Origin of the sequence: Amycolatopsis sp. EV170708-02-1, assembly GCF_022479115.1 — a bacterium.
Taxonomy (GTDB): Bacteria; Actinomycetota; Actinomycetes; order Mycobacteriales; family Pseudonocardiaceae; genus Amycolatopsis.
The window spans coordinates 8,312,799-8,339,629 of record NZ_CP092497.1; the positions used below are offsets into that span (position 1 = coordinate 8,312,799).

The 26,831-nt window shown below is 70.0% G+C and carries 22 protein-coding genes and 4 pseudogenes; 7 read left to right on the forward strand and 19 right to left on the reverse strand.

The window, feature by feature from the left end:
• Positions 1-2: 2 nt before the first annotated feature.
• Positions 3-1,391, reverse strand: coding sequence for a glycosyltransferase (locus tag MJQ72_RS37795; protein WP_240595780.1), 1,389 nt, complete (start codon positions 1,389-1,391; stop codon positions 3-5).
• Complete coding sequence (gene xrtP, locus MJQ72_RS37800) at positions 1,391-1,894, reverse strand: exosortase P (RefSeq protein WP_240595781.1); 504 nt, start codon at positions 1,892-1,894, stop codon at positions 1,391-1,393. The genes MJQ72_RS37795 and xrtP overlap by 1 nt, the downstream gene beginning before the upstream one ends.
• 427 nt (positions 1,895-2,321) lie before the next feature.
• Between xrtP and MJQ72_RS37805 the strand changes: the two genes are divergently transcribed.
• From MJQ72_RS37805 to wecB, 3 genes are all read left to right on the forward strand, one after another.
• Complete coding sequence (locus MJQ72_RS37805; RefSeq protein WP_240595782.1) at positions 2,322-3,098, forward strand: choice-of-anchor P family protein; 777 nt, start codon at positions 2,322-2,324, stop codon at positions 3,096-3,098.
• 21 nt (positions 3,099-3,119) lie between these two features.
• On the forward strand, positions 3,120-3,299 hold the full coding sequence (locus MJQ72_RS37810) for an LPXTG cell wall anchor domain-containing protein (RefSeq protein WP_007031099.1): 180 nt from the start codon (positions 3,120-3,122) through the stop codon (positions 3,297-3,299).
• A gap of 104 nt (positions 3,300-3,403) precedes the next feature.
• Positions 3,404-4,555, forward strand: a complete 1,152-nt coding sequence (gene wecB, locus MJQ72_RS37815) for a non-hydrolyzing UDP-N-acetylglucosamine 2-epimerase (RefSeq protein WP_240595783.1) — start codon at positions 3,404-3,406, stop codon at positions 4,553-4,555.
• Here the strand turns inward: wecB and tsaD are convergent.
• The 3 genes and pseudogenes from tsaD to tsaB all read right to left on the reverse strand — a co-directional run bounded on the left by tsaD (position 4,552) and on the right by tsaB (position 6,732).
• On the reverse strand, positions 4,552-5,598 hold the full coding sequence (gene tsaD / locus MJQ72_RS37820) for a tRNA (adenosine(37)-N6)-threonylcarbamoyltransferase complex transferase subunit TsaD (RefSeq protein WP_240595784.1): 1,047 nt from the start codon (positions 5,596-5,598) through the stop codon (positions 4,552-4,554). The genes wecB and tsaD overlap by 4 nt on opposite strands.
• Positions 5,598-6,076: pseudogene (gene rimI, locus MJQ72_RS37825) on the reverse strand (ribosomal protein S18-alanine N-acetyltransferase). Before rimI ends, tsaD begins: the two are co-directional and overlap by 1 nt.
• Complete coding sequence (gene tsaB / locus MJQ72_RS37830) at positions 6,073-6,732, reverse strand: tRNA (adenosine(37)-N6)-threonylcarbamoyltransferase complex dimerization subunit type 1 TsaB (RefSeq protein ID WP_240595785.1); 660 nt, start codon at positions 6,730-6,732, stop codon at positions 6,073-6,075. Before tsaB ends, rimI begins: the two are co-directional and overlap by 4 nt.
• 285 nt (positions 6,733-7,017) lie before the next feature.
• Between tsaB and MJQ72_RS37835 the strand changes: the two are divergent.
• Both MJQ72_RS37835 and MJQ72_RS37840 read left to right on the forward strand, forming a co-directional pair.
• Positions 7,018-8,435, forward strand: a pseudogene (locus MJQ72_RS37835) (acyl-CoA synthetase).
• A pseudogene (locus MJQ72_RS37840) lies at positions 8,435-9,765 on the forward strand (carboxyl transferase domain-containing protein). Before MJQ72_RS37835 ends, MJQ72_RS37840 begins: the two co-directional pseudogenes overlap by 1 nt.
• A 72-nt stretch (positions 9,766-9,837) precedes the next feature.
• Here the strand turns inward: MJQ72_RS37840 and tsaE are convergent.
• The 8 genes and pseudogenes from tsaE to glmS all read right to left on the reverse strand — a co-directional run bounded on the left by tsaE (position 9,838) and on the right by glmS (position 19,474).
• Positions 9,838-10,302, reverse strand: coding sequence for a tRNA (adenosine(37)-N6)-threonylcarbamoyltransferase complex ATPase subunit type 1 TsaE (gene tsaE / locus MJQ72_RS37845; RefSeq protein WP_240595786.1), 465 nt, complete (start codon positions 10,300-10,302; stop codon positions 9,838-9,840).
• Positions 10,302-11,398: pseudogene (locus MJQ72_RS37850) on the reverse strand (alpha/beta fold hydrolase). Before MJQ72_RS37850 ends, tsaE begins: the two are co-directional and overlap by 1 nt.
• Complete coding sequence (gene alr / locus MJQ72_RS37855; protein ID WP_240595787.1) at positions 11,395-12,534, reverse strand: alanine racemase; 1,140 nt, start codon at positions 12,532-12,534, stop codon at positions 11,395-11,397. Before alr ends, MJQ72_RS37850 begins: the two are co-directional and overlap by 4 nt.
• 28 nt (positions 12,535-12,562) lie before the next feature.
• Positions 12,563-13,654, reverse strand: coding sequence for an ABC transporter ATP-binding protein (locus MJQ72_RS37860; protein WP_240595788.1), 1,092 nt, complete (start codon positions 13,652-13,654; stop codon positions 12,563-12,565).
• Between the two features lie 4 nt (positions 13,655-13,658).
• Entirely contained in the window at positions 13,659-15,086 is a 1,428-nt protein-coding gene (gene xylB, locus MJQ72_RS37865; protein WP_240595789.1) for a xylulokinase, read from the reverse strand.
• Positions 15,076-15,891 (reverse strand): DeoR/GlpR family DNA-binding transcription regulator, encoded by an 816-nt coding sequence (locus MJQ72_RS37870; protein WP_240595790.1) that lies wholly within the window; start codon positions 15,889-15,891, stop codon positions 15,076-15,078. The genes xylB and MJQ72_RS37870 overlap by 11 nt, the downstream gene beginning before the upstream one ends.
• A 266-nt stretch (positions 15,892-16,157) precedes the next feature.
• Positions 16,158-17,597: an NAD(P)H-hydrate dehydratase gene (locus tag MJQ72_RS37875; RefSeq protein WP_240595791.1), complete on the reverse strand. Its 1,440-nt coding sequence runs from the start codon at positions 17,595-17,597 to the stop codon at positions 16,158-16,160.
• A gap of 14 nt (positions 17,598-17,611) precedes the next feature.
• Entirely contained in the window at positions 17,612-19,474 is a 1,863-nt protein-coding gene (gene glmS, locus MJQ72_RS37880) for a glutamine--fructose-6-phosphate transaminase (isomerizing) (protein ID WP_034305013.1), read from the reverse strand.
• A gap of 128 nt (positions 19,475-19,602) precedes the next feature.
• Here glmS and MJQ72_RS37885 point away from each other — a divergent pair, with 128 nt between their 5' ends.
• Positions 19,603-20,433 (forward strand): dienelactone hydrolase family protein, encoded by an 831-nt coding sequence (locus MJQ72_RS37885; protein WP_240595792.1) that lies wholly within the window; start codon positions 19,603-19,605, stop codon positions 20,431-20,433.
• Between the two features lie 30 nt (positions 20,434-20,463).
• On the opposite strand, the gene MJQ72_RS37890 is transcribed toward MJQ72_RS37885, so the two are convergent.
• From MJQ72_RS37890 to MJQ72_RS37915, 6 genes are all read right to left on the reverse strand, one after another.
• Complete coding sequence (locus MJQ72_RS37890; RefSeq protein WP_240595793.1) at positions 20,464-21,000, reverse strand: hypothetical protein; 537 nt, start codon at positions 20,998-21,000, stop codon at positions 20,464-20,466.
• Positions 21,001-21,029: 29 nt separating this feature from the next.
• A complete protein-coding gene (locus MJQ72_RS44955) occupies positions 21,030-22,121 on the reverse strand; it encodes a hypothetical protein (RefSeq protein ID WP_315860794.1) in 1,092 nt (363 codons plus the stop codon).
• Positions 22,122-22,137: 16 nt separating this feature from the next.
• Positions 22,138-23,436: a hypothetical protein gene (locus MJQ72_RS37900; RefSeq protein WP_240595794.1), complete on the reverse strand. Its 1,299-nt coding sequence runs from the start codon at positions 23,434-23,436 to the stop codon at positions 22,138-22,140.
• Entirely contained in the window at positions 23,436-23,750 is a 315-nt protein-coding gene (locus MJQ72_RS37905; protein WP_016331125.1) for a hypothetical protein, read from the reverse strand. The genes MJQ72_RS37900 and MJQ72_RS37905 overlap by 1 nt, the downstream gene beginning before the upstream one ends.
• A 138-nt stretch (positions 23,751-23,888) precedes the next feature.
• The gene (locus tag MJQ72_RS37910) at positions 23,889-24,194 is read right to left on the reverse strand and encodes an acyl carrier protein (protein WP_240595795.1); all 306 of its coding nucleotides are present in this window, start codon (positions 24,192-24,194) and stop codon (positions 23,889-23,891) included.
• Complete coding sequence (locus MJQ72_RS37915) at positions 24,184-25,881, reverse strand: fatty acyl-AMP ligase (protein WP_240595796.1); 1,698 nt, start codon at positions 25,879-25,881, stop codon at positions 24,184-24,186. Before MJQ72_RS37915 ends, MJQ72_RS37910 begins: the two co-directional genes overlap by 11 nt.
• 15 nt (positions 25,882-25,896) lie before the next feature.
• Here MJQ72_RS37915 and MJQ72_RS37920 point away from each other — a divergent pair, with 15 nt between their 5' ends.
• Positions 25,897-26,829 (forward strand): cytochrome P450, encoded by a 933-nt coding sequence (locus MJQ72_RS37920; protein WP_240595797.1) that lies wholly within the window; start codon positions 25,897-25,899, stop codon positions 26,827-26,829.
• Positions 26,830-26,831 lie beyond the last annotated feature (2 nt).

Genomic DNA, 26,831 nt, shown 5'->3' on the forward strand with positions numbered 1-26,831 from the left:
GGTCAGGAGTCCAGTGCGACCTTGACCCCGGGGGCGTGCTCGGTGTTCCGCCGCGTCTTCGACCAGCCGTTGCGGCCGCGCACCAGCCGGAACAGCGCCCGCCACGACGTGATGTAGAACGTGTAGATGTACAGCGCGTAGGCGAAACCCATCCCGAGTCCACGTAGGACATTGCGGCTCTTCAGGCATTTGTACTGGTAGATCGGGCCCCACACGATGAACGGCAGCAGCCCGAAAGAGCCGTAGATCGCGAACAGGATCCACGCGCCGTCGTCGGCGAACCAGGTCCACACCTGCGCCGGATCGCCCGCGGTGCTGAAGAGCAGCAGGATGAACGGGATCGGGTACAGCAGCGAGCCGAGCAGCTGCATCCACGGCTGCGCGAGGTAGTACATCATCTCGGCCGCGCCCAGCGTGCTCACATGCGGCGAATCCCAGATCCGCCGGAGATACCGCGAACACTGCATCGTGCCCTGGCCCCAGCGCGTGCGCTGCACCAGGAACCGCCGCAGGCTGTACAGCCCTTCCTGCTTCACATGGGAATCCGGGGTGTAGCCGGTCCGCCAGCCCGCGGTCAGCAGGTGCACGCCGAGTTCGAAGTCCTCCAGCAGCGAACCCCGCCACGGCTGTTCGTCCGGCCCGGCGATGGAGTCCAATGCGGACAGTCGCGTGAACTGACCGTTGCCGCCCATGGAGATCGTGCCGGTGAAGCCGCGCGAGGTCTGGATGGCCGCGATGGCCGTACGGAACTCGAGATCCTGCATCTGGGCCAGCTTCAACCCGAAGGCACGGGAGAACCAGTTCTTCCCCGGCGGACGGGTGCCGGCGTTGCCCATCCAGACGTCGAGTTGCACGGCGCCGATCGTCTCGTCGCCGAAGAGATGGTCCGCGGCGCACACCTCGAGGCAGTTCTCCGCCGGCCGTCCGTCCGCGTCGACGACCACGACGACCACGTCGTCACGGCTCGCGTCCGGGCCCATCCAGTCGTTGAGCGCCTGATAGGCGGCGTTGAGCGCGTCGCCCTTGCCCGTCCTCGCTTCCGGACGGCGCCGGGGAACCAGGTGCAGATACGGGTCGTAACCGCCGTTGCGCCGCCAGATCGACTTGACCACGCGCGCCGTGCGGTCCTCGGAATCGTCGTCGACGACCCAGACGTGCGCGTGCCGGAACGTCGAACGCAGGTACCGCACGGTTTCCCGGATGACGGTCTGTTCGTCCCGGCACGGCACGAAGAAGTGCCAGGTGAAGTCGCCCGCGTCGCCTACGGGCGCGGGTTTGCGCCGCAGGTACGGCACGACGATCACGACCACGTACACGATGAACGCCACGCTCATGGTGAGCGCGAAGGCCTGCGTGATCGCCAGAAGGATCTTGATCGAGCCGCCGCCCATCAGGCGGCCACGCGTTCGGCGCGGGGCTTGCGGGTGCTCAGCCAGACGAACAGCACGAGGGCGATCGCGCCGCCGAGGACGCTGACCATCGAACCGAGCAGGGTGTGACCCCAGTAATAGCCTTCGTCGATACCCATCACGTTCACGAGACCGACGATGGCCAAAACCCTCATCTGATTGACAAGAATGACGACGATCGCGGAAATGAGTAACGAAGTGAAGAGCCGCTTCGCATTTCCCGGACGGAAATACAACATGACGGCGGTCACCAGCAGCAGTGGCAGCAACATGAATGCCGACGAGCATTCCGGGGTCATTCTTAACCCGAGTGGAGTATCGCCCGACAACCCAAAGTAGACAGTCTCGCGTTCACCGGCGACGAAGACACCCGATGTGGTGATGACCCTCAGTATCAGGCCGGAGAGCTGGACTTCGAAAACCCGGTACAGGCGTTCGGCCAGCACCAGGCCGACCGCGACGGCGAGCACCGCCAGCACCGCCATACGCAGCGGAAACCGGCTGGAACTCGGCAAGGGAGCGCTCGCAACGGCCACGGTGACCCTCTCAGGAAAGACGCAGCAGACGACGGGGATCCGGCGCAGCGGACAGGAACTCGCCGACGAGAGTAAGTCAGCGGGAACCGGCCCTTTCGACCGGGGTTCGCATTTCCAACGTGATCATGGGCCCTTTCGGCACGATCGTGGAAAAACTGACTAGGCCGAAAGAGTGAACCCTTCGTCGACCTGCGGAAAATGTTCGCAAGACCACCTGATCCGGTGATCCTCGCAGTTTTCTGTTCAATTTAAGAAACACTCGGCGATAGACGATCCGCGAGCCGAGTCAGGCCAGCTGAGGATTCGTCCGCAACGGTTGTGCCCTCGTGCCGACCGCAGATGAGAGAAACCCCCACGAATCAATTCGGAGGACCAGTTGAAGAACACGCACCTCTTGCGACGAGGCGGAGTACTCGCCGCTGTGGTGGCGAGCGTGGCTCTCGCCGGTGCGGTGCCCGCCTCGGCGGCCCCCGGCGACGGCTCCGCGTATGGCGTCAAGGTCGATGTGAAGCTCCTCGGCCTCGACGCGGTGAAGGCCGGGCCGCTCGCCGAGGCGAAGACCTCCGGGCCGACCGCCAACAGCCTCGCGAAGGTCAACCTCACCGGTGTGCTGACCGCGGGCGCGATCAACACCGAAGCCAAGCGCGACGACAACTCCGGTGCCGTGACCGCCAAGGCCAGCACCGCCGATGTCGGCTTGCCGCTGCTGAAGAACGCCCTCGGCGACGTCGGCGTCAAGGTCGTCGAAGCCACCTGCACCGCGACCCAGAAGGGTGTGCAGGGCGCGACGAACCTGGTCGGCGCGAACCTGGGCAGCGCGGGCGCGGTCGACGCGACGCCGGCCCCGAACACGCAGATCAAGGTCGGCCTCGGCACGGTCAACGTCGCGACGATCATCCTGAACGAGCAGATCAAGAACCCGGACGGCAGCCTCACGGTCAACGCCATCCACGTGAAGCTGCTCGGTGACGCCCTCACCCCGCTCGGCTCGGGCGACGTGATCGTCTCGTCGGCGACCTGCGGTCCGGCCGGTCTGCCCGTGCCGCTCGCTTCGGGCGCGGGGCTGTGGATCGGTCTCGGCCTGCTCGGTGCCGTCGCCATCCCGGTCGGCATCCGCGTGGTCCGCAACCGGCGTCCGGCGACCACCGCCTGACCTGGGTGAAGTGAGGTCGAAATGTACAAGTTGCCTGGCGCCGGAGTCGGCGTCGCCGGTGGCGGGGTGGGTGCCCTCGCCGCCACCGGGGCCGATGTCGGCTGGTGGCTGGCCGTCGGCGTGATCCTGCTGGTTCTCGGAACCATCGCGGTCATCGCGGGCTACCGCCGCACGAAACGGCTCGGCGAGATGGGGAGCTGACCCTCCCCCGGACGGAACGGCCGCCGGCGTGGGCCCCTCGCGCGCCGGCGGCCACCACCCGCGTTTTGCGGGACACTCGAAACGTGGATGAGGAGTGCGAACGCGTGGATGTGATGTTGCTGGCCGGGACGCGGCCGGAGGCGGTCAAGCTCGCGCCGCTGGCGCTGGCACTGGCGGAACACCCGCACCTGCGGCCCTTCGTCGTCCACAGTGGACAACATCAGGGCATGGTCGAGCAGGCGCTGATCCCGTTCGGCCTGCCGGTCGACGCCTGGCTCGACATTCCGCCGAGGACCACCGGTACCCAGGCGGAACTGGTCTCCGGCCTGCTTCCCGCGCTCGACGAGGTGCTGCGCCGGGTCGCCCCGGCCGCGATCGTCGTCCAGGGTGACACGACGACGGCACTCGCGGGCGCGCTCGCCGCGTTCTGGCAGGGCGTCCCGGTCGTGCATCTGGAAGCGGGACTGCGCACACACGACCTCGCCGCACCGTTCCCCGAAGAGGGCACGCGGCAGATGATCTCGCGTATCGCCGCCCTGCATCTCGCGCCGACGACGGGCGCCGCGGCCGCGCTGCGCACGGAAGGTGTTCCGCGCCAACGGATCGCCGTCACCGGCAACACCGTCGTCGACGCCGTGATCGCGATCGCCGAGCGCGATCTCCCCGCACGGGACACCGCGCTCGCCTTGCTGGAGATGGAAATCGCCGAGGCGGGTGAGCGGCTCGTCCTCGTGACGTCGCACCGTCGCGAGTCCTGGGGCGAACCGTTGGGCCGCACACTCGCGGCCATCGAGCTGATCGTCGCGGAACACAGCGACGTCCAGGTGCTGTTCCCGGTGCATCCCAATCCGGCCGTGCGGGACCAGGTGACGACCGCGCTCGGCGGGACGCCGCGGGTGACGATCACCGAGCCGCTCGAATATCCCGATCTCGTACGCGCGCTGCGGCTCGCCGAGCTCGTCCTGACCGATTCCGGTGGCATCCAAGAGGAAGCGCCGACCTTCGGCACCCCCGTCCTGGTGCTTCGCGACGTCACCGAACGACGTGAAGCCGTCGAAGCCGGCTGCGCCTGGCTGGTCGGGACGGACACCGGCCTCATCGCCGACACCGCGGCGAAGATCCTGCGTGGCGACCTTCACCCGACGCACGCCGGAAACCCTTACGGAGACGGCAATGCCGCCGCCTTGTCGGTGGCGGCGCTGGAGGAGCTGCTCAACCTCGCACCGGCGCCGCGCACCGCCGCCGAATCCCGCTAGATCGAGACGATCTGCACCGGCAGGGCCGGATTGGCGGAGAAGTCGAGCGAGGCCCGTGGGCGTCCGGCGGCGACCACGTGCGCGCCGAGCGCGGCGATCATCGCGCCGTTGTCCGTGCACAGCCGCGGCCGCGGGACCCGCAGGGTGATCCCGGCCTCGGCGCAACGCTCGGCGGCGAGTTCGGACAGTCGCGAATTCGCCGCCACGCCACCGGAGATCACCAGCGTGTCCACGCCGTGTTCCTTGGCCGCGCGGATCGCCTTCATGGTGAGGACGTCGGCGACGGCCTCCTGGAACGACGCGGCGACGTCGTCGACGGGGATGTCCTCGCCGCGGCGCTCCGCGGCTTCGACCCAGCGCGCGACCGCGGTTTTCAAACCGGAGAAGGAGAAATCGAACTTGGCGTCACGCGGTCCGGTCATCCCCCTGGGGAACGCGATGGCGGCACCGTCACCGTTCTTGGCGGCCTTGTCGATGGGCGGGCCGCCGGGATACGGCAGCCCGAGGACGCGGGCGACCTTGTCGTAGGCCTCGCCCGCGGCGTCGTCCACAGTGGACCCAAGCTCGGTGATCTCGGACGCGATGTCGTCCACCAGCAGCAATTGCGTATGCCCGCCCGAGACGAGCAGGGCGAGGCAGCGCTCGGGCAACGGGCCGTGCTGGAGCGTGTCGACGGCGATGTGCCCGGCCAGGTGGTTGACCCCGTAGAGCGGGATGTCGAGCGCGGCGGCGTACGCCTTGGCGGCAGCGACGCCGACGAGCAGCGCGCCGGCGAGACCGGGTCCGGCCGTGACCGCGATGGCGTCCACATCGGACAGTTTCAGGCCTGCCTTGTCGAAGGCGCGTTCGACCGTCGGGACCATCGCCTCCAGGTGCGCGCGGCTGGCGACCTCGGGCACGACGCCGCCGAAGCGAGCGTGCTGATCGACACTGGAGGCGACCTCGTCGGCGAGGAGCTCGACCGTGTTGTCGTCGTGCAGGCGGACGAGGCCGACGCCGGTCTCGTCGCACGAACTCTCGATGCCCATGATGATGCGCGGCATTAGCCCGCCACCTCGTCTCGGACCTGGGTCCGCGGGCGGACCATCGTGTAGGCGTCGGCGCCGGAAGGCTGGTAGTAGCGCTTCCGGAGGCCGACACGTTCGAAACCGTGCCGCTCGTAGAGCGTGATCGCCGCGTCGTTGTCGGTGCGGACTTCGAGGAAGACCGGTGCGGCGAGCTCGTCCGCGCGGTCGAGGAGCGCCTTGAGGAGGACGGTGCCGATGCCCTTGCGCTGGTGGCCGGGATCGACGCCGATCGTGTGGATGCTCGCCTCGTAGTCGCCGCGGCGGCCGACGACGGCGAGCCCGGCGTAACCGATCACCTCGTCGCTTTCCTCCGGACGGGCGACGAGATAGTGGCCGCCCGCGTCGAGTTCCGCGTGGAAGGCGTAGGCGGTCCACGGCGAATCGCCGGGGAAGAGGATCTTCTCTATCTCGACACAGCGGGGATGTCCTTGCGGCGTAAGGGTTCCAGCCTCACGGCGTGGTCACCTTCTTGCGCGCGGCCGGCTCGACGGCGTCGGGGCGGCGGAGGTAGAGGGGGGTGAGCGGGGCGGGCTCGCTGTTGAAGTCCTTGTGGGCGGCCTTGACCAGCCCGATGGGTGACGGGAAGCGCGGCTCGATCGGCTGGACGCCGAGGGCGTCCGCGTAGAGGAGGGCGCCGTCGCCCGCCGCGACCTTGAGAGTGGTCTGGAGGTCCGCGGGCCGCTCGACGTGGGGGCCGTCGGTGCGGGAGCCGTCGGCGGCGTACGCGGCCCAGTAGACCTCGCGGCGCCTCGCGTCGGTGAGGACGAGGAAGGGCGCTTCGCCGGGGGCGACGTCGGCGGCGATGGCGTCGAGACTGCAGACCGGGTAGGCGGGGATGCCGAGGGCGTGGGCGAGCGACGCGGCGGTGGCCATGCCGGCGCGAAGGCCGGTGAAGGGGCCGGGGCCGACGCCGCAGACGATGGCGTCGAGGTCGCGAAGCGTGACGCCCGCGGCCTTGACGGCTTCGAGGGCGTGCGGCGTGATCAGCTCGCCGTGGGCGCGCGGGTCGACCGTGACGCGGTCGCCGCGCGACTCCAGGACGTCGCCGTCCAGGGCGACGAGGCCCGCGGTGACCGCCGGGGTCGAGGTGTCGATGGCCAGTACCAGCACGGTTACCCAGCCTACGACCAGCGCCCCGGAGCGCGTTTAGCGGGCTAAACGCGATCAGGTGACGCGGCCGCTCCTACCGGGCCAGATCGCGTTTAGCCCGCTAAACGCGATCCGGTGGGCCTCCACCTTCCGGACCCACAGATCGCGATTAGGGGGCTAAACGCAGGTCGGCGGGGGTGTGTGAAGCAGGTCGCAGGGCGCGGGCGGGCGGCGACGGTACGGTTCGGAAGCGGGGTTCCTTGGCTCCAAGTGCCCCGGCAGGCGGAGTCGAGCAGGAGGTCACACGTGCCCGATCGGTTGTTCCCCACGCTGGCGAGCGGCTCCGACAAGGAGGCGCTCCGCTTCGGCGACACCTCCCTCACCTACGTCGACGTCGCGGCCATCGCCGGCACACTCGCCCGCGACCTGCCGGGCGGCCGCGTCGCCGTCTGGGCGACGCCCTCGGCGCACACCAGCGTCGCCGTGATCGCCGCCCTGCTCGCGGGCGTCCCCGCCATCCCGCTCAACCCGAAGATCGGCGAGCGCGAGCTCGCGCACATCCTCACCGACAGCGAACCCGTCCTCGTCCTCGCCGAACCGGGCGCCGACCTGCCCGCCGATCTCGACGGCGTGCCGCGGCGCGACATCTTTCTCGAAGGCGCACCGGTTGATCTCCCCGCGGAACCGGACGCCGAGGCCCCGGCGCTGATCGTCTACACCTCCGGCACCACCGGCCCGCCCAAGGGCGTCGTCCTCCCCCGGCGCGCGATCGCCACCACTCTCGACGCGCTCGAGGACGCATGGGAGTGGACCGCCGACGACGTCCTGGTCCACGGTCTCCCGCTGTTCCACGTGCACGGCCTGATCCTCGGCATTCTCGGGCCGCTCCGGCGCGGCGGCTCGGTGCGGCATCTCGGTCGCTTCTCCACCGAAGGCGTCACACGCGAACTCGCCACCGGCGCGACGATGATGTTCGGCGTCCCGACGATGTATCACCGCATCGCGAGCGAAGTCGGCGAAGATCCGTCGCTCGCCGAAGCGCTCAGCAACGCCCGGCTGCTCGTCTCCGGATCGGCCGCGCTGCCCGTGCACGACCACCAGCGCATCACCGCGGCGACCGGCAGGCGCGTGATCGAGCGCTACGGGATGACCGAGACCCTCATGAACACCAGCATCCGCGCCGACGGCGAGCACGTTCCCGGCACAGTCGGTGTCCCGCTGCGCGGCGTCGATCTGCGCCTCGTCGACGAATCGGGCGCGCCTGTCGAGGAGGTCGAGACCGTCGGCGAGATCCAGGTCCGCGGCCCGAACCTGTTCACCGAGTACCTCAACCGCCCGAAGCCACCGAAGCCGCCTTCGACGACGGCTGGTTCCGGACCGGCGACATGGCGACCCGCGACGCGGCCGGGTACGTGAAGATCGTCGGCCGGAAGGCGACGGATCTGATCAAGAGCGGCGGCTACAAGATCGGCGCCGGCGAGATCGAGAACGCGCTCATGGAGCATCCCGGCGTCGCGGAGGTCGCGGTGACCGGCGAGCCCGACGACGACCTCGGCGAGCGCATCGTGGCCTGGGTGGTGCCCGACGGGGAACGCCCGGCGGAGTCGGAGCTCGCCGACCACGTCTCCCGCCTGTTGTCGCCGCACAAACGGCCTCGCGTCGTCCGCTATCTGGAAGCGTTGCCGCGCAACGACATGGGCAAGGTCATGAAGCGGGCGCTCTGATGAGCAGGCCCTCGGCGCGGTCTGTCATCAAGGAGATCGCGACCGGTTTCGAAGAGCTGGACGTCCCGCGTTCCGAGGAGCCGGACGACGGGCCGATCGGCTGGCCGGGCTATCGCTCGGCACGCGAGGCCGCCGAGGAACGGACCGGCGAGAGCGAGTCCGTGCTCTGTGGGACCGCCAGGATCGGTGAGGTCGAGGCGATGGTGATCGCTTTCGAGTTCGCCTTCCTGGGCGGTTCGATCGGTCAGCGGACCGGTGATCGCGTCGAGGCGGCGTTCGCGCGGGCCGTCGAGTCCCGGATGCCGGTGGTTTCGCTGATCGCGACCGGCGGCAGCCGCATGCAGCACGGGATGCGGGCGCTTTCGCAGTTGCAGCGCATCGCGCGGGCAGCGGCCGGGGCCCGGTCGGTGCCGCAGATCTCGGTGCTGCGGGATCCGACCACGGGTGGTGGCTGGGCGACGCTCGGTGCAAGCGCCGACGTAATCCTCGCGCTGCCCGGAGCGCAGGTCGGCTTCGCCGGTTCTCGCGTGCGGCCCGCTGGCGCGTCCGCGGAGGCGTACACGGCCGAGGCGAAACTGGCGTGGGGCCAGGTCGATCAGATCGTGACGCCTGCCGAGCTCCCTTCGACGCTGGAACGGTGGCTGCGCCTACTGGCTTCGTCGACGACGGAAGCCGCCGAACCCCCGGAGCGCTCGGGTCCACAGACCTGCCCGACAGCGGATGGGATGCGGTCCAGGCTGCGCGCTCTGCTGAGCGACCGAGGGCTGCGGAATACCTCGACTCGTATTTCGACTGGCGTGAGGAGCTCTCAGGCGACAGGTGCGGCGGAGTCGACTCAGGTGTCTTGTGCGGCTTCGGCTGGCGAGGCGGCCGAGCGATCGCGTACGCGGCGCAGTGCGGAACGCCGACGCTGCCCGCGGGGTTTCGCACTGCGGCTCGTCTGGTGCGGCTCGCGTCGAGGCTCGGGGTCCCGGTGCTCACCCTCGTCGACACTCCCGGAGCGTCAAACGACGAGGCGGCCGAGCGGACCGGTGCGGGCGCGGCCATCGCGGAGTTGTTCGAGGCGGTCGCGAGCGCGGCCGTGCCGATCACGACGCTGGTGATCGGGGAGGGCGGTTCCGGGGGCGCGCTCGCGTTCGCGGCGCCAGGGTCGACCTGGGTGACGCCCAACGCGTACTTCTCGGTGACGTCGCCGGAAGCGGCCGCGGCGATCCTCAAGCTGCCCGCGGACGAGGTCCCCGCTCTCGCGGATCGGCTGCGGCTACGCCCCCAAGACCTGGTCGACCTGGGGATCGCGCGCTCCGTCGTGAAGCCCGCGGATCGCGTTTAGCCCGCGAAACGCAGGTCGCACCGCACAATCGCGATTAGGGGGCTAAACGCACGTCGGGCGGCCAGATCGCGATTAGCCCGCTAAACGCAGGTCGGGCGTGCGGGCCGCCCAAGTGCCGTGCGGCTCCAGGGTGACCTCGCGGACATCGTCTTCGCGGCGCTCCAGGCGGACGACGAGGTAGTCGTCCGACAGGCGCTCGGCGGCTCCCTCGCCCCATTCGACGACCAGCGCCGATCGCTCCAGTTCGGTGTCGAGGTCCAGGTCGTCCAGCTGCGAGAGATCCCCGCCGAGCCGGTACGCGTCGACGTGCACCAGCGCGACCCCCGCCGCGCCCGCCGGATGCACCCGGGCCAGCACGAACGTCGGCGAGCTGACCCGCCCGCCGACGCCGAGACCGTCCGCGATCCCGCGGGTCAGTGTCGTCTTGCCCGCCCCGAGCGGCCCGGAGAGCAGCACCAGATCGCCCGCGCGCAGCGAACGTCCCAGCTCGCGCCCGAAATCCATCGTCGATTCGGGGGTCGGGAAAGCGAAATTCATCAGCGTTGCCACCACCAGGTCCGCCGTTCGGAAGTCTCACCATCGGTGCCCGTGCACCGTTGCACCAGGTCGATCAGGTGGCTGTTCACCAGTTCGGGTTGTTCCAGCTGCACCATGTGTCCCGCGCCGCGCACGCGCACCAGCTCCGCGTCGGGCAGCTCCGCCGCGATCCGCTCGGCGTGCGCGATCGGCGTGAACCGGTCGGAATCCCCGCCGACGACCAGCACGTGCGCGTGCTTCAACCCGGCGAGCGCGGCGTACCGGTTGTGGCTGCCGAGCGTGTCGACGAAGTTCACGAGCCCACGTACCGGCGTCACTTCGAGCATTTCCAGCATGAAGTCGACGAGCCGCGGCGACACGTCCCGGCTGCCGAAAGCCAGCCTGCGCACGGCTTGCCGGGTCAGCTGCCCGCCCGCCGCCCGCACGAATTCGACGAGCCCCGGCTGCCAACCGGCCAGTCCGCCGACGCCGCGCGTGAGCGGGTTGTACTTCGAGAGCAGTGATCTCGGTAGCCCCGAGCGCCGACCTCGCCTGCCGCGGTCGCGATGAACGCGACGCCGCAAACACGGTCGTCGAACAGTTCGGGATGCTCCGCGGCGAGCTCCATGATCACCATGCCGCCCATCGAGTGCCCCATGAGCACGATGGGCCCCTCCGGCACCACCGAACGCAGGACCATGTCGAGGTCGCGCGCCAGCTGCTCGATGGTGCTGGTCTCGGCGGTCGCGGCGCCGGATTGCCCGTGCCCGCGATGGTCGTAGTAGACCTGACGCACCCGCGGCAGCTTCAGCGAAGCGAGGTCTCGCCGCTGAAAGTGCCAGCAGCGCTTCGACAACGCGAAACCGTGCACACCGACGACGGTCAGCTCCGGTTCTCCCCCATCGGCCGGATCGATCTCCTCGACCGCGAGCGGCGTACCGTCCTCCGCCGCCACTGTCGACGTCCGATCCGGTGCGAGGTCCCCCAACGGCTCGTCCACGAACGGATCCTCACTCTGCCGCCGCTGCTGTGCGGCGACGGCGATCGCGGCGGCGGTGCCGGTGGCCACCGCCCCGACCCCGCCGACGATGGCCAGCAGTCTTCGTGAAGGTGTCACGAGCCTGCCTCCAGATACGTTCGGCGGATTCGCGGCCGGTACATCGAAGTCACGATCTCGTAGTCGATCGTCCCCAGCTTGTCGGCCCATTCCCGGGCTGTCGGCTCGCCGGACGCGCCTCGGCCGAAGAGGATCACTTCGCTGCCGACGGCCGGTTCTTCGTCGCCGCAGTCGACGATCAGCTGGTCCATACAGACCCGGCCGACGACCGGCCGCCGCTTCCCGGCGAGCCAGACGTCCATGCGGCCGGACAGCGACCGCGGCACGCCGTCGGCGTATCCGACCGGGACCAGGGCGAGCGTGGTGTCGCGCTCGGCCGTCCAGCTGTGGCCGTACGAGACCGATTCGCCGGATGGGATCCGCTTCGTGAGCACGACCGACGATTTGAAGGTCATCGCCGGGCACAGATCGTCGTCGGTGGGCACTGGGTTCAGCCCGTAGATCGCGATCCCGGGGCGCACGAGGTCGAAATGCAGGTCGGGCCTGGTCAGCACGGCGGCGGAGTTCGCGATATGCCGCATCGGGTTCAGGCCGGCGGCGCGGGCGATGTCGTAGGCCTCGTCGAACCGCTTCGCCTGCGCGTCGATGGAGGGATGGCCGGGCTCGTCGGCGCACGCGAGGTGCGACCAGATCGCGACGACCTCGATGAGCGGCTTCGCGGCCGCCGCGGCCTTGACCAGGGCCGGCCATTCCGCAGGTGGGCAGCCGTTTCGGGACAGCCCGGTGTCGATCTTGAGGTGAACCCTGCAGATCGCGTTTAGCCCGCTAAAGTCGCGTGCCCGCCGCGCGCCGTCGGCCACACGGGCCAGCTCGTCCAGGGAGCTCACGGCGACGTCGATGTCTTCGGCGACAGCGGGCGCGAAGTCGGCTTCGGGGGTGTCGAGCCAGCTGAAGAGCCGGGCGCCGATCCCGGCCCGGCGCAGCGCGAGCGCTTCGCCGAGGGAACAGGTGCCCAGCCAGGTGGCCCCGCCCTCGACGGCGGCCCGGGCGACCTCGAGGGCTCCGTGCCCGTAGCCGTCGGCCTTGACCACGGCCATCGTCTGGGCCGAGGGGGCGCGGGAAGCGAGCAGGGCGACGTTGTGCCGGATGGCGGACAGGTCGATGACGACCTCGGCACGTGGGAAACTGGCGGTCATAACGACCACCAGTTTCCCACGAACCGGCTCAGGACAGGCGCGCCCCGTCGGTGGCGGAGAACACGTGCAGCTCGTCGGGACGGATCCGCAGGTGCAGGGTGTCGCCCATGGTCGGCGGTGTGCGCGGGTCCACCCGGGTGACGACGTTCGACTTCGAGCCCTCGGCGTCGGTCTCGGCGAGCTTGCCGTAGACGTACGCGTCCGAGCCGAGTTCCTCGACGAGGTCCACCTTGATCGGCAGGGTGCCGTCTTCGCTGGTCGTCACCTCGAGCGACTCGGGACGGAAGCCGAGGGTGACCGTGTCGCCATCGGCCTTGGCGAGGATCTCGCGAGTCAGCGGCACCCGGGCGCCGCCCAGCTCAGCACCGTCTTCGGTGAGCTTCGCGGTGACGAGGTTCATCGCGGGCGAGCCGATGAAACCGGCGACGAAAGCGTTTGCGGGCTTGTCGTACAGGGCGCGCGGGGTGTCGCACTGCTGCAGGAGACCGTCCGAGAGAACGGCGACCCGGTCGCCCATCGTCATGGCCTCGACCTGGTCGTGCGTGACGTACACGGTGGTGACGCCGAGGCGGCGCTGCAGCGCGGCGATCTGCGTACGGGTGGAGACACGCAGCTTCGCGTCGAGGTTCGACAGCGGCTCGTCCATGAGGAAGACCTGCGGCTCGCGCACGATGGCGCGGCCCATGGCGACGCGCTGGCGCTGACCACCGGAGAGCGCCTTCGGCTTGCGGTCGAGGTACTGCTCGATGTCGAGCAGCTTGGCCGCGTCGAGCACCTTCTGCTTGATCTCCGAAGCCGGGCGGCCCGCGATCTTCAGCGCGAAGCCCATGTTCTGGCCCACGGTCATATGCGGGTACAGCGCGTAGTTCTGGAACACCATCGCGATGTCGCGGGCGCGGGGCGGCAGCTGCGTGACGTCGCGGTCGCCGATCCAGACGGCGCCTTCGTCGATGTCTTCGAGCCCGGCGAGCATCCGCAGGCTGGTGGACTTGCCACAGCCGGACGGCCCGACCAGCACGAGGAACTCGCCATCGGCGATCTCGAGGTCGAGTGCGTCCACGGCGGGCCGCTCGGAGCCCGCGTAGCGCCGGGTCGCCTTGTCGTAGGTGATCGTGGCCATCGGTTCAGTCCTCTTTCGGTTTCGCGGAAATGCCGTGCCCGAGTTCGCGGGCTTCGAGATGCCGTTGCCGGATCCGGCGCCCTTCGGCGCTGTCCGCTTCGGTCGGTTCGAGTGGGGTGTAGCCGTGCTGTTCCTGCCAGCGGGGAGGTTCCGTGCTGGAAGCGAGGGCCCAGGCCGCCTGCCGCGCGGCGCCGACCGCGACGTACTCGGCGACCTCGGGGACGACGACGGGCACGCCGAACACGATCGGCGCGACCGCGCGGACAGCGGCCGACTGCGCGCCACCACCGATCAGGAGGACGCGGCGGACTTCGAGCCCCTGCTCACGCAGGGCGTCGAGACCGGCGGCGAGGCCGCACAGCATGCCTTCGACGGCGGCGCGGGCAAGGTTTTCGGGCGTCATGTTCGCGCGGGTGAGGCCGAAGAGCGTGCCCCTAGCGTCCGGGAGGTTCGGCGTCCGTTCGCCGTCGAGATACGGCAGGAAGGTGAGGCCGCCGGAACCGCGTGTGGCGGCGAGCGCCAGCTTGTCGAACTCAGCGAGTTCGACGCCGAGCATCGCGGACGTGGCCGTCAGCACGCGGGCCGCGTTCAGGGTGCAGGCCAGTGGGAGGAAACGGCCGGTGGCGTCGGCGAATCCCGCGACGATTCCGGAGGGGTCGGCACTCGCGGTCTCGGAGACGCCGAAGACGGTGCCGCTGGTGCCGAGCGAGACCACGACGTCGCCAGGGGCGAGTTCGAGACCGAGGGCGGCGGCCATGTTGTCGCCGGTCCCGGCCGAGACCAGGATCCCGTCCGGCGTGCGGCCCGCGGCTTCGGCGGGGCCGATGACCTTGGGCAGCTCAGGAGTGCGGCCGCCGAAGGCGTGCGCGAGGAGGTCTTGGCGGTATTCGCCGGTGGCGGGCGAGAAGTACCCGGTACCGGAAGCGTCGCCGCGGTCGGTGACCGGCTCAGCGCCGTCGCCCAGCAACCGCCAGGTCAGCCAGTCGTGCGGGAGCAGGACGCGGGCGACGCGATCGGCCAGTTCGGGTTCGTTCTCCGCCATCCAGCGCAGCTTCGTGACGGTGAAGCTGGCGACCGGAAGGGAGCCGACGGATTTCGCCCAGTTTTCGGCGCCGAGTTCGGCGCCAAGGTCTTCGGCCGCCTTCGCGGAGCGGGTGTCGTTCCACAGCAAGGCGGGCCGGACGACCTCACCGTCCTCGTCGAGGGCGACCATGCCGTGCTGCTGACCACCGATCCCGATGGCGCCGACGCCGTCGAGCAGGCCGTCTGTCGCCTCGCGGAACGCGTCCCACCACGCGGCGGGAGCGACCTCGGTGCCGTCAGGATGCGAAGCGCGGCCGGTGCGGACGATCTCGCCGGTGTTCGCGTCGCAGACGACGATCTTCGTCGACTGGGTCGACGAGTCGATTCCGGCGACCAGGTCAGAACTCATATTCCGGCCCCTCCGGTGCGCACTCGACCTGCTCGATCGCGGTCCCTGCGGTCAGCGCGGCCTCGATCTCCTCGGTCGGTGTCTCTTCGTCGGTGATCAGGAGGTCGTAGTCGCCGATGTCGCCGTACGCGTAGGTGGCGGTGCGGCCGAACTTGGAGTTGTCGACGACCAGGACGTTGCGATCGGCGGTGCGGAGCGCGGCCTTCTTGAGCTCGGCGTAGTCCTGGACCGGGTGGAACAGGCGGCCGACCGCGACCGCGGCGACCGAGACGAACGCGATGTCGGCGTGCGTGCGGTCGAGGAACGCGACGACGTCCGGGCCGGCGCACGAGTCGAACTCGTGGTGGTAGCGCCCGCCCGCCAGGACGACCTCGACGCTCTTGGCGAGCCCGAGGATGCGGGCGGCTTCGAGCGAGTTGGTGATGACGGTGAGGTCGTCGACCTGGCCGAGGCGGCGGACGAGCGGGAAGAGCGTCGTCGAGTCGTCGACGAAGACGGTCTGGCCGGAGTGGACGTGCGCCGCGGCGGCCTCGCCGAGCGCGTCCTTGGTGGCCTGGTTGAAGGTGTCGCGGAAGCGGGCGGCCGACTCCATGGTCGTCGCGGGATAGGCCTCGACCTTGCCGCGGAGTTTGCGGAGGAGACGGCGGTCGGCGAGATCGTCGAGGTCGCGGTGCATCGTCATCAGGCTGACGCCGAAGCGGGTGGTGAGGTCGTCGATGCGGACCTCGCCGGTGGCGATGACGTGGTCGAGGATCTCCTGGCGTCGCTGCTCGACTGCGGCGTCCGAGGGCCTGGTCTTAGACATGGGCGACACCGTTCACGACCCGGACCATCGCGGTCTCGGCGGGGTGGGTGTCGGCGCTCACACCTGCTTCTTACCAGATGATTCGCCCGGAGTTAACACGTAACTCGATAACTCCCGCATTTTTTCCCACTCCCGCCGCCTGCCCCGCCGACCTGCGTTTAGCCCCCTAACTGCGCTCTGATGGCACCCGCCTGCAGAACGTGGGCATCTGAGGGCACCCGCCCGCAGAGCGCGGTTAGGGGGCTAAACGCAGGTCGGCGCCCTGGTCAGGAGGTCAGGGAGCGGACGGACCGGAGGGCATCGGGGATCGCGCCGAGGATGCCGGAGGCCGAGGTGGGGGCGCCGTCGGCGGCGAGCGAGCCGGCGAGCGAGTGGACGTGCGCGGCCGCCCCGGCCGCCAGCCACGGATCGAGCCCGGACGCGAGCAACGCGCCGACCAGACCGGACAGCACGTCCCCCGAACCCGCCGTCGCGAGCCACGACCCCCGCGGCGTGTTCACCAGCGCGCGCCCGTCCGGCGCCGCGACCACCGTGCAGTGCCCCTTCAGGAGCACGACGGCGTCGTACTTCCGCGCGGCCGACCGCGCCGCCGCGACCCGGTCCGCCCCCGGCGGCGCCCCCATCAGCCGCTCGAACTCCCCCGCGTGCGGAGTCAGCACGAGCGGCGTCTCCGGGTCACGCGCGTCGAGCACGTCGGGCGACCGCGCGATGATCGTCGTCGCGTCGGCGTCCGCGCACACCGGCACGCCGCGGCCGAGCACGAACCGCAGCACGTCCCGCCCTTCGTGCCCAGTGCCGATCCCCGGCCCGACGACCCACGCCTGCACCCGGCCCGCGTCGGTCACCGAACCCGTCGCGATGATCTCGGGCCACTGCCCGCGAACCACGTCCGCCGCATGACCGGCGTAGCGCACCAGCCCGGACGTCGCCCGCACCGCCGCGCCGGCCGCGAGCACGGCCGCCCCCGGATACGTCGCCGACCCGGCGGCGACCCCGACCACGCCCTGGCTGTACTTGTCGTCGTCCGGACCGGGCACCGGCCAAGCGGCGGCGACGTCCGCCGTATCGAGTCGTTGCAGATCGGGCTCGGTGAGCCGCAGTCCGATGTCCACCAGGGACACCTCGCCGCAGGACGCGGGCGCGAGGGCGTGCACCGGCTTGAGCGCGCCGAAGGTGACCGTCCGGTCGGCCACGACCGCCGGACCGTCGACGGCACCGGTGTCCGGATCCACCCCGCTCGGCAGATCGACGGCCAGCACCGGCGAGCTCACGTGCTCCAGCAGCGCGGCCGCGTCCGGCCGCAGAGGCCCACGCGCCGAGATTCCGACGATTCCGTCGACGACGAGGTCGGCCCGCTTGATCCACTGTGGACCGTCCTCAAGGGACACGACCTTGCCACCAGATCGCTTCAGCGCGGCCAAACCCGGGCCGTGCGCGCGTTCGGGTTTCAGCAGGATCGCCGAGACGGCCACATTGCGGCGACGCAGGAACGCGCCGGCCCACAAGGCGTCACCGCCGTTGTTCCCCGACCCGACGAGCAGCGTCACCCGCCGCCCGGACACCGAACCCGTGTGCTCGGCCAGCATTTGGGCCGCGTGCACGGCGAGCCCGAAAGCCGCGCGCCGCATGAGTTCGCCGTCGGGAGTGACGGCGAGCAACCGGTCCTCCGCCGCGCGAATCCGTTCCGTGGTCCAGATTCCCTGCACGACGCCTCCGGTCTCTATTCGACGGTGACCGACTTCGCCAGGTTACGCGGCTTGTCGACGTCGTACCCGCGCGTGCGGGCGATCTCGGCGGCCAGCACCTGCAGCGGAACCGTGGAGACCAGCGGCTGCAGCAGGGTCGGGACGGCCGGGATCTCGATCAGCTCGTCGGCGAAGGGGCGGACGGTCTCGTCGCCCTCCTCCGCGATCACGATCGTGCGGGCACCGCGCGCCTGGATCTCGCTGATGTTCGACACCAGCTTCGAGTGCAGCACCGCGCGCCCCTTGGGCGACGGCATCACCACCACGACGGGCAGGCCTTCTTCGATCAGGGCGATCGGGCCGTGCTTGAGCTCGCCGGCGGCGAAGCCCTCGGCGTGCATGTACGCCAGTTCCTTGAGCTTCAGCGCGCCTTCGAGGGCGACCGGGAAACCGACGTGACGGCCGAGGAACAGCACGGCCTTCGAGTCGGCGATCCGGCGGCCGAGGTCGCGGACCTGGTCCACAGTGGACAGGACCTTCTGCACCGCGGCGGGCATGGCCTCGAGTTCGGCGAACTCGCGGGCCACCTCGTCCGGGTACTTGGTGCCGCGGGCCTGCGCGAGCGCCAGGCCGACCAGGTAGTTGGCCGCGATCTGCGCGAGGAACGCCTTGGTCGAGGCGACCCCGATCTCCGGACCGGCGTGCGTGTAGAGGACGGCGTCGGACTCACGCGGGATCTGCGCGCCGTTGGTGTTGCAGACGGCCAGCACGCGGGCCTTCTGCTCACGTGCGTGACGGACGGCTTCGAGCGTGTCCGCGGTCTCGCCCGACTGGGAGACGGCGACGACCAGCGTCGCGCGGTCCAGCACCGGGTCGCGGTAGCGGAACTCGCTGGCCAGCTCGACCTCGACCGGGAGGCGGCACCAGTGCTCGATCGCGTACTTGGCGACGAGGCCCGAGTGGTACGCGGAACCACAGGCGACGACGAAGACCTTGTCGACGTCGCGCAGGTCCTGGTCGGAGATGCGTTGCTCGTCGAGGATGATCCGGCCGCCGTCGAAGTGGCCGCGCAGCGTGTTCGCCAGCGCCTCCGGCTGCTCCTCGATCTCCTTGAGCATGAAGTACTCGTGGCCGCCCTTTTCCGCGGCCGAGAGGTCCCAGTCGACGGTGAACGGCTTGGCCTGGGCGGCGTCGCCGTGGAAGTCGGTGACCTCGTAGCCGTCGCGGGTGATCACGACGAGCTGGTCCTGGCCGAGCTCGACCGCCTCGCGCGTGTGCTCGATGAACGCGGCGACGTCGGAAGCGACGAAGTGCTCACCCTCGCCGACGCCGACGACCAGCGGCGACGAACGGCGGGCGGCGACGACGGTGTCCGGCTGGTCGGCGATGGTCACGACCAGCGTGAACGCGCCCTCGAGACGGCGGCAGACCGCGGCGACGCTGGCCGCGAAGTCGCCCTTCGTGTCGCCCTCGGTGTACGCGCGGGCGATCAGGTGCGCGGCGGTCTCGGAGTCGGTGTCGCTCGCCATCTCGACGCCTTCGGCCTCGAGCTCGGCGCGCAGGGCGGCGAAGTTCTCGATGATGCCGTTGTGCACGACGGCGACGCGCTGGGAGGCGTCGCGGTGCGGGTGCGAGTTGCGGTCGACCGGGGCGCCGTGGGTGGCCCAGCGGGTGTGGCCCATCCCGGCGGTGCCGGTGAAGGCGTCCCTGCCGACGGTGTCGAGCTGGGTCTCCAGGTTGGCCAGGCGGCCCGCTTTACGCTCGACGTTCAGCGCGCCGGCGCCGTCGAGGACCGCGACGCCTGCCGAGTCATAGCCGCGGTACTCCATCCTGCGCAGGCCGCCGATGACGACGTCCAGGGCGGGGCGGTGTCCGACGTATCCCACGATTCCACACACGGCCACCAGCCTAACGACGGGAATCCGGCCTTCTCGCCCGGGCGCCCGCACCTGCGTTTAGCGGGCTAAACGCGACGCGTGGGGCGGCGCGCGGGCCGGACGGGGGTGCGGGCAGTAAGGTCACGAACATGGCCAGCAAGCCCAAGCAGCTGCTCGCGGAGCTGTCCCACCCAGGTCCGCACGACGTTCTGCGCGGCAACCTCGCCCTGGTCGGACTGCCCGGTGTCGTGTTCACGCCCCGATCCGGGCTCGGACTGCCCGCGATCGCCTTCGGGCACGGCTGGCTGCAGCCGACCGGGAGCTACCGGCACCTGCTCCGGCACCTCGCGAGCTGGGGCATCGTCGCGGCGGCTCCGGCCACCCAGCGCGGGCCGCTGCCTTCGCACCGGCTGCTGGCCGGCGACCTGCTCACCACGCTCGAGCTGATCACGACGGTCCGCCTCGGACCGGACGGCATCAGCGTCGACCCGGCGAAGCTCGGCCTGGCCGGGCATTCGACCGGCGGCGGTTCGGCGGTGCTGGCCGCCGCGCAGGCGGCCGAGAACGACGAGCGGCCCGAGATCCGCGCCGTCGCGACCATCACCCCCGCTCAGACGTTGCCGCCGGCGACGGTGTCGGCCCGGTCGGTGACCGTGCCCGGACTGCATCTCGCGGCGAGCGAAGACCTGGTCGCGCCGCCGGTCGGCCATGCCGAGGCCATCGCGGACGCGTGGGGCGGGCCGGTGCAGCTGCGGAAGCTCGGGAAGTCGTCGCATCTCGGCGTCACCGAAGGCAGGCACTGGAGCCAGCTGCTGCTGCACGGGAAGCCGCACCGCGGGACCCAGCAGCTGGCGCGGGCGCTGTTCACCGCGTTCTTCCTCACGCACCTGACGGGGACGACGAAGTACCAGCCGCTGCTGGACGCCGACGTCAAACGCGCCCCCATCGAGCTCCAAGACGGCGTCCCGGAGCGCGTTTAGCCCGCTAAACGCGCTCCGGTGCCGGGGCGGTCAGTCGACCATCCACGAGTTGTTCGAGAAGTCGTCGTCGTCGAAGCCCTTGTCGTCACGGGCATGACGACCACGACGACGCGCGGGTGTGCCAGGAGCCTCAGGCGCCGCCGCAGCCGGAGCGGGCGTCGGCGCCGCGGGCGGGACGTCCACCGTCGACGGCATCCCGGGCACCCCGGGGGCGACCGGCAGAGGCGGCGGAGGCGGTGCCGGCCGAGACGCGTCAGGACGCGCACCGAACTCGGCGAACCTGGCGTCCGGCTTGTCGTCGTCCTCGATGTCGAAGCCGATCGTGTGGCTGCGGTCGGCGGTCGTCTTGCCGGTCAGCCAGCCGCCCGCCTCCTTGCTCCGCTTCCCCAGCTCCTGCATGTGAGCGGCGTACTTGTCGTGGATGGCGGCGTCCTTCTGCATGGTCTCCACCGCCTGGGCCTTGGCGTCGGCGAGATGCCGCTCCCGCAGCCCGCGCTGCTCCAACTGCTCCGTGATGGCGGCGTCCTGCCTGGACATGGCGGCCGCCAGCCGGTCAACAGCGCTCATCGGTCCTCCCTCGTTCCCCGGTCAGGCGATCATCGTTCGTAACTGATCGAACGGTCGCCACCCTCGTCGTCGAGCGATCCGCTGATCCGGCCGCCCGCACCACTGGTCTCGAAAATGCCACCCTCGACGCGGTACTGGCTCGACCCGCGCTGCGTGTCACCCCCGCCACCACCGGCCGCGCCGCCCATGGCGCCCATGCCACCCATCATGCCGCCCATTCCGGCGGGCGAGCTTCCGGCACCGGCACCAGCGCCGGCGGGCGCCGGGTCCATCCCGCCGGGGGCCATTCCGAGGCCGCCTTCGACCCCGGCCGGCTGCGCGCCGCCCCCGGACTGCATGCCCGCTTCCAGCGAACCGGCCTCGTTCAGCGAACCCGCGGAACCACCCTCGATGGGGCTCCCGAGGGCGCCTTCGAAGCTGCCTCCGCCTCCGCCGCCACTGGCGGCCGGCACGGTGCCATCGCCACCGGCACCGCCACCGGAAGCACCACCGGCGGCTTCGGCGCCCGCAGCCACTCCAGCGGTCCCTTCGGCACCGACACCGACCTCGACGCCGCCCGGGGCACTGAAGCCACTGCCGCCGCCTCCACCGGGCGCCATCCCGCCCTCGGCCGGGGCGGGCATCGTGCGAATGTCATCGGTCTTGCCGGGCTGCGGGTTGCCGGGATTCCGGTCGTCGAGACCGTTCTTGAGGTCGTCGCCGGGCTTGAGCTCCTTCTTCTCACCCTTTTCGTCGAGGGTGTAGGTGGTCGGCTCGCCCTTGCCGTCGTCGACGGTCACCACGGTCGGGCCGTTCGGACCGTCCGGCTGCTCGGCGGTGATCTTGAGGTTGCCGTCCTGGATGTGGATCTTGCCGTCCGGGCCGGGCCGGTAGACGCCGTCGGGGCCGGGCTCGCCTTCCTTGACCGTGCCCTTCGGCCCGAACTCGCCGTCCTTGCCGTCCTTGCCCTCTTCGCCGGGCTTGCCGTCCTCGCCCTTCGGGTCGTCGAAGTCGAGCTTGTAGTCCTTCTCGTTGCCCTTGCCGTCGTCGACCTTGATGTCCATTTTGCCGTCTTTATCCGGCTCGGTCATCTCGATCTTGTTGTCGCCCTTTTGGACGGTCATGGTGTCCTGACCGTCCATGCCGTCCTTGATCGCCTCACCCGTCGCGGGGTCGATCGGGTACGGCTTGCCGGTCTCGGGGTCGATCTCCAGCGGCTTTCCGGTGACCGGGTTCGTGCCCTCGGCGGGCTTCTCCTCCGGCTTCGGCGTCTCGGGGACCTCCGCGGCCGGCGGCGTGCTGGCACCGCCACCACTTCCGCTGCCACCGCCGCTCCCGCTGCCACTCCCGCCGCCGGTGCCTCCACCGGTGCCCCACCGGTGTCACCGCCGCCACCCTTGTCCTTGCCGTCGTCGGGGGGCGTCGTCTTCTCGGACCCGGGCGCGGGGAACGGGTTCGTGTAGTCCTCCATGAACCGCGAAAGCTCGTGGTACTGCGTGTTGATCGTCTCGGTCGCGTTCTTGCAGAGCTTCTTGAAGTTCTCGTACCGCTCACCGAACTCGGTGGCGAAAGAGCCTTCAGCCACTGCTTCGCGGCCCCGATCGCGTAGTCCTTGTTCTCGTCGTTCAGCTTGCAGTCGTCGTCGCGCAGCCGTTCGGCGAGGTTGTTGCCCGGACACGCGGAGTCCAGCCAGACCGCGACGTCCATGAGCTTCTCTTTGGAGTCGACCTTGCCGTTCGCGATTTCGACGACCTGCTTCGCCGTGTACAGCGGCGCCGTGGCGACTTTGTCGACACGCAGCTTCAGCGTTTCGTCGACCTTCAGCTTGAGCGCGCTGTAGATCTTGTCGATGGTCGAAGGCACCAGCTTGATGGCGCCTTCCATCTGCGCGATGAGTTCCTTCGCGTCGGGCTGGATCCGCTGCTCGTACTTGACCTTCGCGGCCGTCGCGCCCTCGCCCTTCCAATCGTGGAAGAGCGTGGTCAACGCCGAGGTCGCGTCCCGCTGGGTCTGTTCGACGATCTTCTTGGCGTCGGCGAGGTCTTCGACCTCGTCGAACATCTTCTGGAAATTGATCTCGCGGTTCTCGTGGAACCGGTCCCAGATGTCGGTCTTGTAGCTGATTTCGCCCGACTTCTCCGGCATCTTGTTCCAGACCTGCTCGGCCCAGTCGGAGAAGAAGTCCAGCGCCGGCTTTCCGAGGTCGAGCACCTGGTCGGATTTGGTGGTGGCGCCCCCGGCGGCGGGCCGGGACATGGCGTCGAGGTCCTTGTCGGCCTGCTTCGTTTCGGCCGCCTGCTTCTTGTCCCCGGCCGCGTTCGAGTCACGTTCGGCGACGGCCTTCTTGTAGGCCTCTTCCCGGTTGCCGAACGGCAACAGCAAGGCGTCTTTGGTGCCCTGCGTGACGTACGGGTCGTTCAGGATTTCCCTGATCTGTGCGGGCGTCGGTTCACTCATTACTGGGCTCCCGCCTTGTTGGCAGCCGCGGCGTTCGCCTGGTCGGATGAGGTGTAGCGGGTCGACGCGGTGCTGACCCCGCCGGCGAGCTGGGTGAGCTGGCCCGCGTAACCCTTCATCGCGTCGGAAATGGCGAGAATCCCGGTGGCGTAGCCCTTTTGGTAGTCCTTGTGGACCCGGCCGAAGTTCTCGGGCCCGACCTGGGTCGGCCCCACCTTGCCCGCCTCGGACGTCGTTTTCTCAGCCGCGCGCTCCAACGACGTCGACGCCGTGAGCATCGCCTCTGAATCGGCTTTGTAGCCCCCGTCCGGCATGACCGGTGCCCCCTTCGTCCCGCTGTATCCGCCTCGTTGTCCTACCTACGACGCACGCCGACGGCATCAGGTGCCGTCGCATATGCACACAGAATGTACCCACCGGTCATCGAGACCGCAGGAACATTCACACCTTTGCTAACTCAAACGATTTCGTCGCAAGAAGCCTGGTAGACCGCGTTTTCGCGGTTTCGCGCCCGCCTCGACCGCCTCGGCGAGCACGGTCGCCGCGCCCCGGATGTCGACCAGGCGATCCAGCTCGTCGAGATCGATGTCGATACCGAACTCCACCTCGACCGTCGCCAGGAGCCGGACGCGGCGCCGGGAGTCGACACCCATCTCGGCGAAGGGCGTGTTCTCGTCGATGGTCTCCGGATCGACGTCGAAGGTCTCGCAGACGAGGGCCTTGATCTCGTCGACGTACTCGCTCCCGTCAGCTGCCATGGGTGGATTCTGTCCCATCCGCCGTCCAGTACCGCGTTCTGGCCGCGGAACGCGCGACCTTGCCGCTGGAGGTCCGCGGCAGACCGCCCGGTTTCACCAGTAGGAAGGCGCGAAGCCGCACGTCGTGCCGCTCCGCGACGGCTCGGGTGGCGGCCCGCGCGACCTCGGGCTCGTCGAAATCGGAGGCCTTCCTGGCGCGCTCGGCGACCACGACGACACCCTCGCCTTCGTCTCCGTCGACCGAGAACGCGGCGACCCGTTCGGGCCCGAGCAGGGGATGTGCGGCGGCGACCGTCTCCTCGATGTCGTGGGGGCTGTGGTTACGACCGTCGATGATGATCAGGTCCTTGATGCGGCCGGTCACCGACAGCCTGCCGTCGCGGATCGTGCCCAGGTCGCCGGTGCGGAGCCAGCCGCCCTCGCCGTCGAGTTCGGCGTCGAACACCTCGGCGGTCAAGTCCGGACGCCGCCAATACCCGGCCGCCACGTTGGGCCCCTTGACCCAGATCTCGCCCACTTCGCCTTTAGCGGGCAAAACGCGATCCGGCGTGGGGACGACGCGGACCCGCTGCCCCCTCGGCCAGCCGATCTCGACGACTTCCCGGCCGTCCACTTCGGTCACCACCGGGCCGTCGGAGTCGCCGCTGGCGACGTAGACCGTCGCCTCGGCCAGACCGTAGGACGGCCGGAACGCGCCACGCGGGAAGCCGTGGGGTTCGTAAGCGGCGAGGAACTCCCGGACGGTCGCCGCCCGGACCGGTTCACTGCCGCTGAGCGCGATCGACACCGTCGAGAGGTCGTACTCGGCGCGCTTCGACTCGGGTACGGCCTCGGTCACCAGGTCGTACGCGAAGTTCGGGGCAGCCGTGAGCGTGTTCGGATAGGACGACATCAGCAACAGCCAGCGCTCCGGCCGCCGGATGAACTCCAGCGGCGCGATGAACACCGTCCGGCCGCCCGAGTGCATGGTCCCCGCGAGCAGTTGCGCCAGCCCCATGTCGTGGAAGAACGGGATCCAGCCGACGCAGGTGGTGCGCTCGTCGACGTCGTAGGCCTCGCAGATCTGCCAGCAGGCGGCCGACAGCGCCCGATGCGTGATGATCACACCGGCGGGTGATCGCGTCGTGCCCGAGGTGTACTGCAGGTAGGCGGGGTCTTCGGGGGAAACCGGCGATGGCGGCGACTGGTCCGCCGGATCCGGCGGCAGCGTGTCGACGGCGATGATCTCGCGAGGCGCCGGAACAGGCTCGGTCCCGGCGAACTCCGTCAGCCGCCCGACCAGGGCTTCCGATGTGAGCCAGATGTCGGCGTCGCAGTCGTTGAGGACCCCGACCAGCCGTTCGCGGTGCGCGCGGACGTCCGGAGCGGACAGCGGCACCGCGACGGCCCCGGCGTACAGCGCGCCGAAGAACGCGACGACGTAAGAGAGGTCCTGCCGCGCCGTGATCGCGACGCGGTCTCCCGGCTGGATCACCTCACGCAGCTTCGCCGCGACAGCCCGGACGTGCACGAGCAGCTCCGCCCAGGTCAGCGTGTCCTCGACGGGTTCGTGCCGGTTCGAGCAATCGAGGTGCGTGTACGCCGGGCGTTCGACCTCGGCGCGCTCCAGCAGCCGCCGCACGAGCGGGGTCCGCAGGACTTCTTCGGGCACTTCTGGGAGCACTGGCACATCCTCCGGCCGCGGCATGGGCATCATACGAATGTGGACGATTTCTTCGTGCTGGACGATCCGGCGGATCGCGTCAAGGCCCTGCGCGACCGCGAACTCAGCTCGAACCCGGGCGGCGCCGCGGCCGAGACCCCGAACCTCCTGCTGATGGACGGCGCGGACCACCGGCGGCTGCGCGCGGTCGTCAAGGAGGTCATCGCCCTGGTGGAGCCGCTTCCGGACGCCGTGCTCGCCGACCTCCGGATCGCGTTTAGCCCGCTAAAGTCGCTCCGGCGGTTCGATCTGGTGGCCGACTTCGCCAGGCCCGCGGCGGCCAGGGTGACGGAGGCGGTGCTCGGCACGGTCGAGCCACTCGGCGAGAAGCTGCTGACGAACCTTTCCGAGACCGCCGCGAACCTCGACGTCTGGTCGGGCGGGCCCGCCGGAGCCGACACCGCCGCGCTCAGGGTCGCGATGTTCTTCCTCAAGGCGACGGCCGTCGAAGGCGGCGGGCTGGCACTGCTCCGCGAAGCACACGAAGCGGGCCGGATCACCGAGGACGAGCTGATGATCACGCCGGTGATGCTCGCCCACGCGGCGTACGAGAACTCCATGAACTTCCTCGCCCTCGCCGGCCTCGAACTCCTACGCCGCCCCGACGTTCTCGACGACGTACGCGGCCTGATCCACGAAATCGCCCCGACCCGTTTCGCCGCCCGCCGCGTGATCGCGCCGTTCTCCTTGGCGGGCAAGGACTTCACGACCGGCGACAAACTGGCCATCCCGCTCGGCCCCGACGCCGAGCTCGCCTTCGGCCTCGGCCGGCACACCTGCCCCGGCTCGCGGGTCGCGGTCGCCGAGGGCGAAGTCGCGCTTCGCGCCCTCGCCGAGATCCTGACTCCCGGCCATGTCGCCGAAGACGTGCGGTACAAGACGCACGCCGTCTTCCACGGCGTCGAGCGGGCCATCGTCGCGCTGCGAACCTGACC

What these genes read in the sequence shown, in the direction of transcription:
- MJQ72_RS37795 (WP_240595780.1), bottom strand. Translation starts at nt 1,391, where the DNA reads ATGGGCGGCGGCTCGATCAAGATCCTTCTGGCGATCACGCAGGCCTTC.
- xrtP (WP_240595781.1), bottom strand. Translation starts at nt 1,894, where the DNA reads ATGGCGGTGCTGGCGGTGCTCGCCGTCGCGGTCGGCCTGGTGCTGGCC.
- MJQ72_RS37810 (WP_007031099.1), top strand. Translation starts at nt 3,120, where the DNA reads ATGTACAAGTTGCCTGGCGCCGGAGTCGGCGTCGCCGGTGGCGGGGTG.
- tsaD (WP_240595784.1), bottom strand. Translation starts at nt 5,598, where the DNA reads ATGCCGCGCATCATCATGGGCATCGAGAGTTCGTGCGACGAGACCGGC.
- tsaE (WP_240595786.1), bottom strand. Translation starts at nt 10,302, where the DNA reads ATGAATTTCGCTTTCCCGACCCCCGAATCGACGATGGATTTCGGGCGC.
- alr (WP_240595787.1), bottom strand. Translation starts at nt 12,534, where the DNA reads ATGACCGCCAGTTTCCCACGTGCCGAGGTCGTCATCGACCTGTCCGCC.
- MJQ72_RS37860 (WP_240595788.1), bottom strand. Translation starts at nt 13,654, where the DNA reads ATGGCCACGATCACCTACGACAAGGCGACCCGGCGCTACGCGGGCTCC.
- xylB (WP_240595789.1), bottom strand. Translation starts at nt 15,086, where the DNA reads ATGAGTTCTGACCTGGTCGCCGGAATCGACTCGTCGACCCAGTCGACG.
- MJQ72_RS37870 (WP_240595790.1), bottom strand. Translation starts at nt 15,891, where the DNA reads ATGTCTAAGACCAGGCCCTCGGACGCCGCAGTCGAGCAGCGACGCCAG.
- MJQ72_RS37885 (WP_240595792.1), top strand. Translation starts at nt 19,603, where the DNA reads ATGGCCAGCAAGCCCAAGCAGCTGCTCGCGGAGCTGTCCCACCCAGGT.
- MJQ72_RS37890 (WP_240595793.1), bottom strand. Translation starts at nt 21,000, where the DNA reads ATGAGCGCTGTTGACCGGCTGGCGGCCGCCATGTCCAGGCAGGACGCC.
- MJQ72_RS44955 (WP_315860794.1), bottom strand. Translation starts at nt 22,121, where the DNA reads ATGGACGGTCAGGACACCATGACCGTCCAAAAGGGCGACAACAAGATC.
- MJQ72_RS37900 (WP_240595794.1), bottom strand. Translation starts at nt 23,436, where the DNA reads ATGAGTGAACCGACGCCCGCACAGATCAGGGAAATCCTGAACGACCCG.
- MJQ72_RS37905 (WP_016331125.1), bottom strand. Translation starts at nt 23,750, where the DNA reads ATGCCGGACGGGGGCTACAAAGCCGATTCAGAGGCGATGCTCACGGCG.
- MJQ72_RS37910 (WP_240595795.1), bottom strand. Translation starts at nt 24,194, where the DNA reads ATGGCAGCTGACGGGAGCGAGTACGTCGACGAGATCAAGGCCCTCGTC.
- MJQ72_RS37915 (WP_240595796.1), bottom strand. Translation starts at nt 25,881, where the DNA reads ATGCCGCGGCCGGAGGATGTGCCAGTGCTCCCAGAAGTGCCCGAAGAA.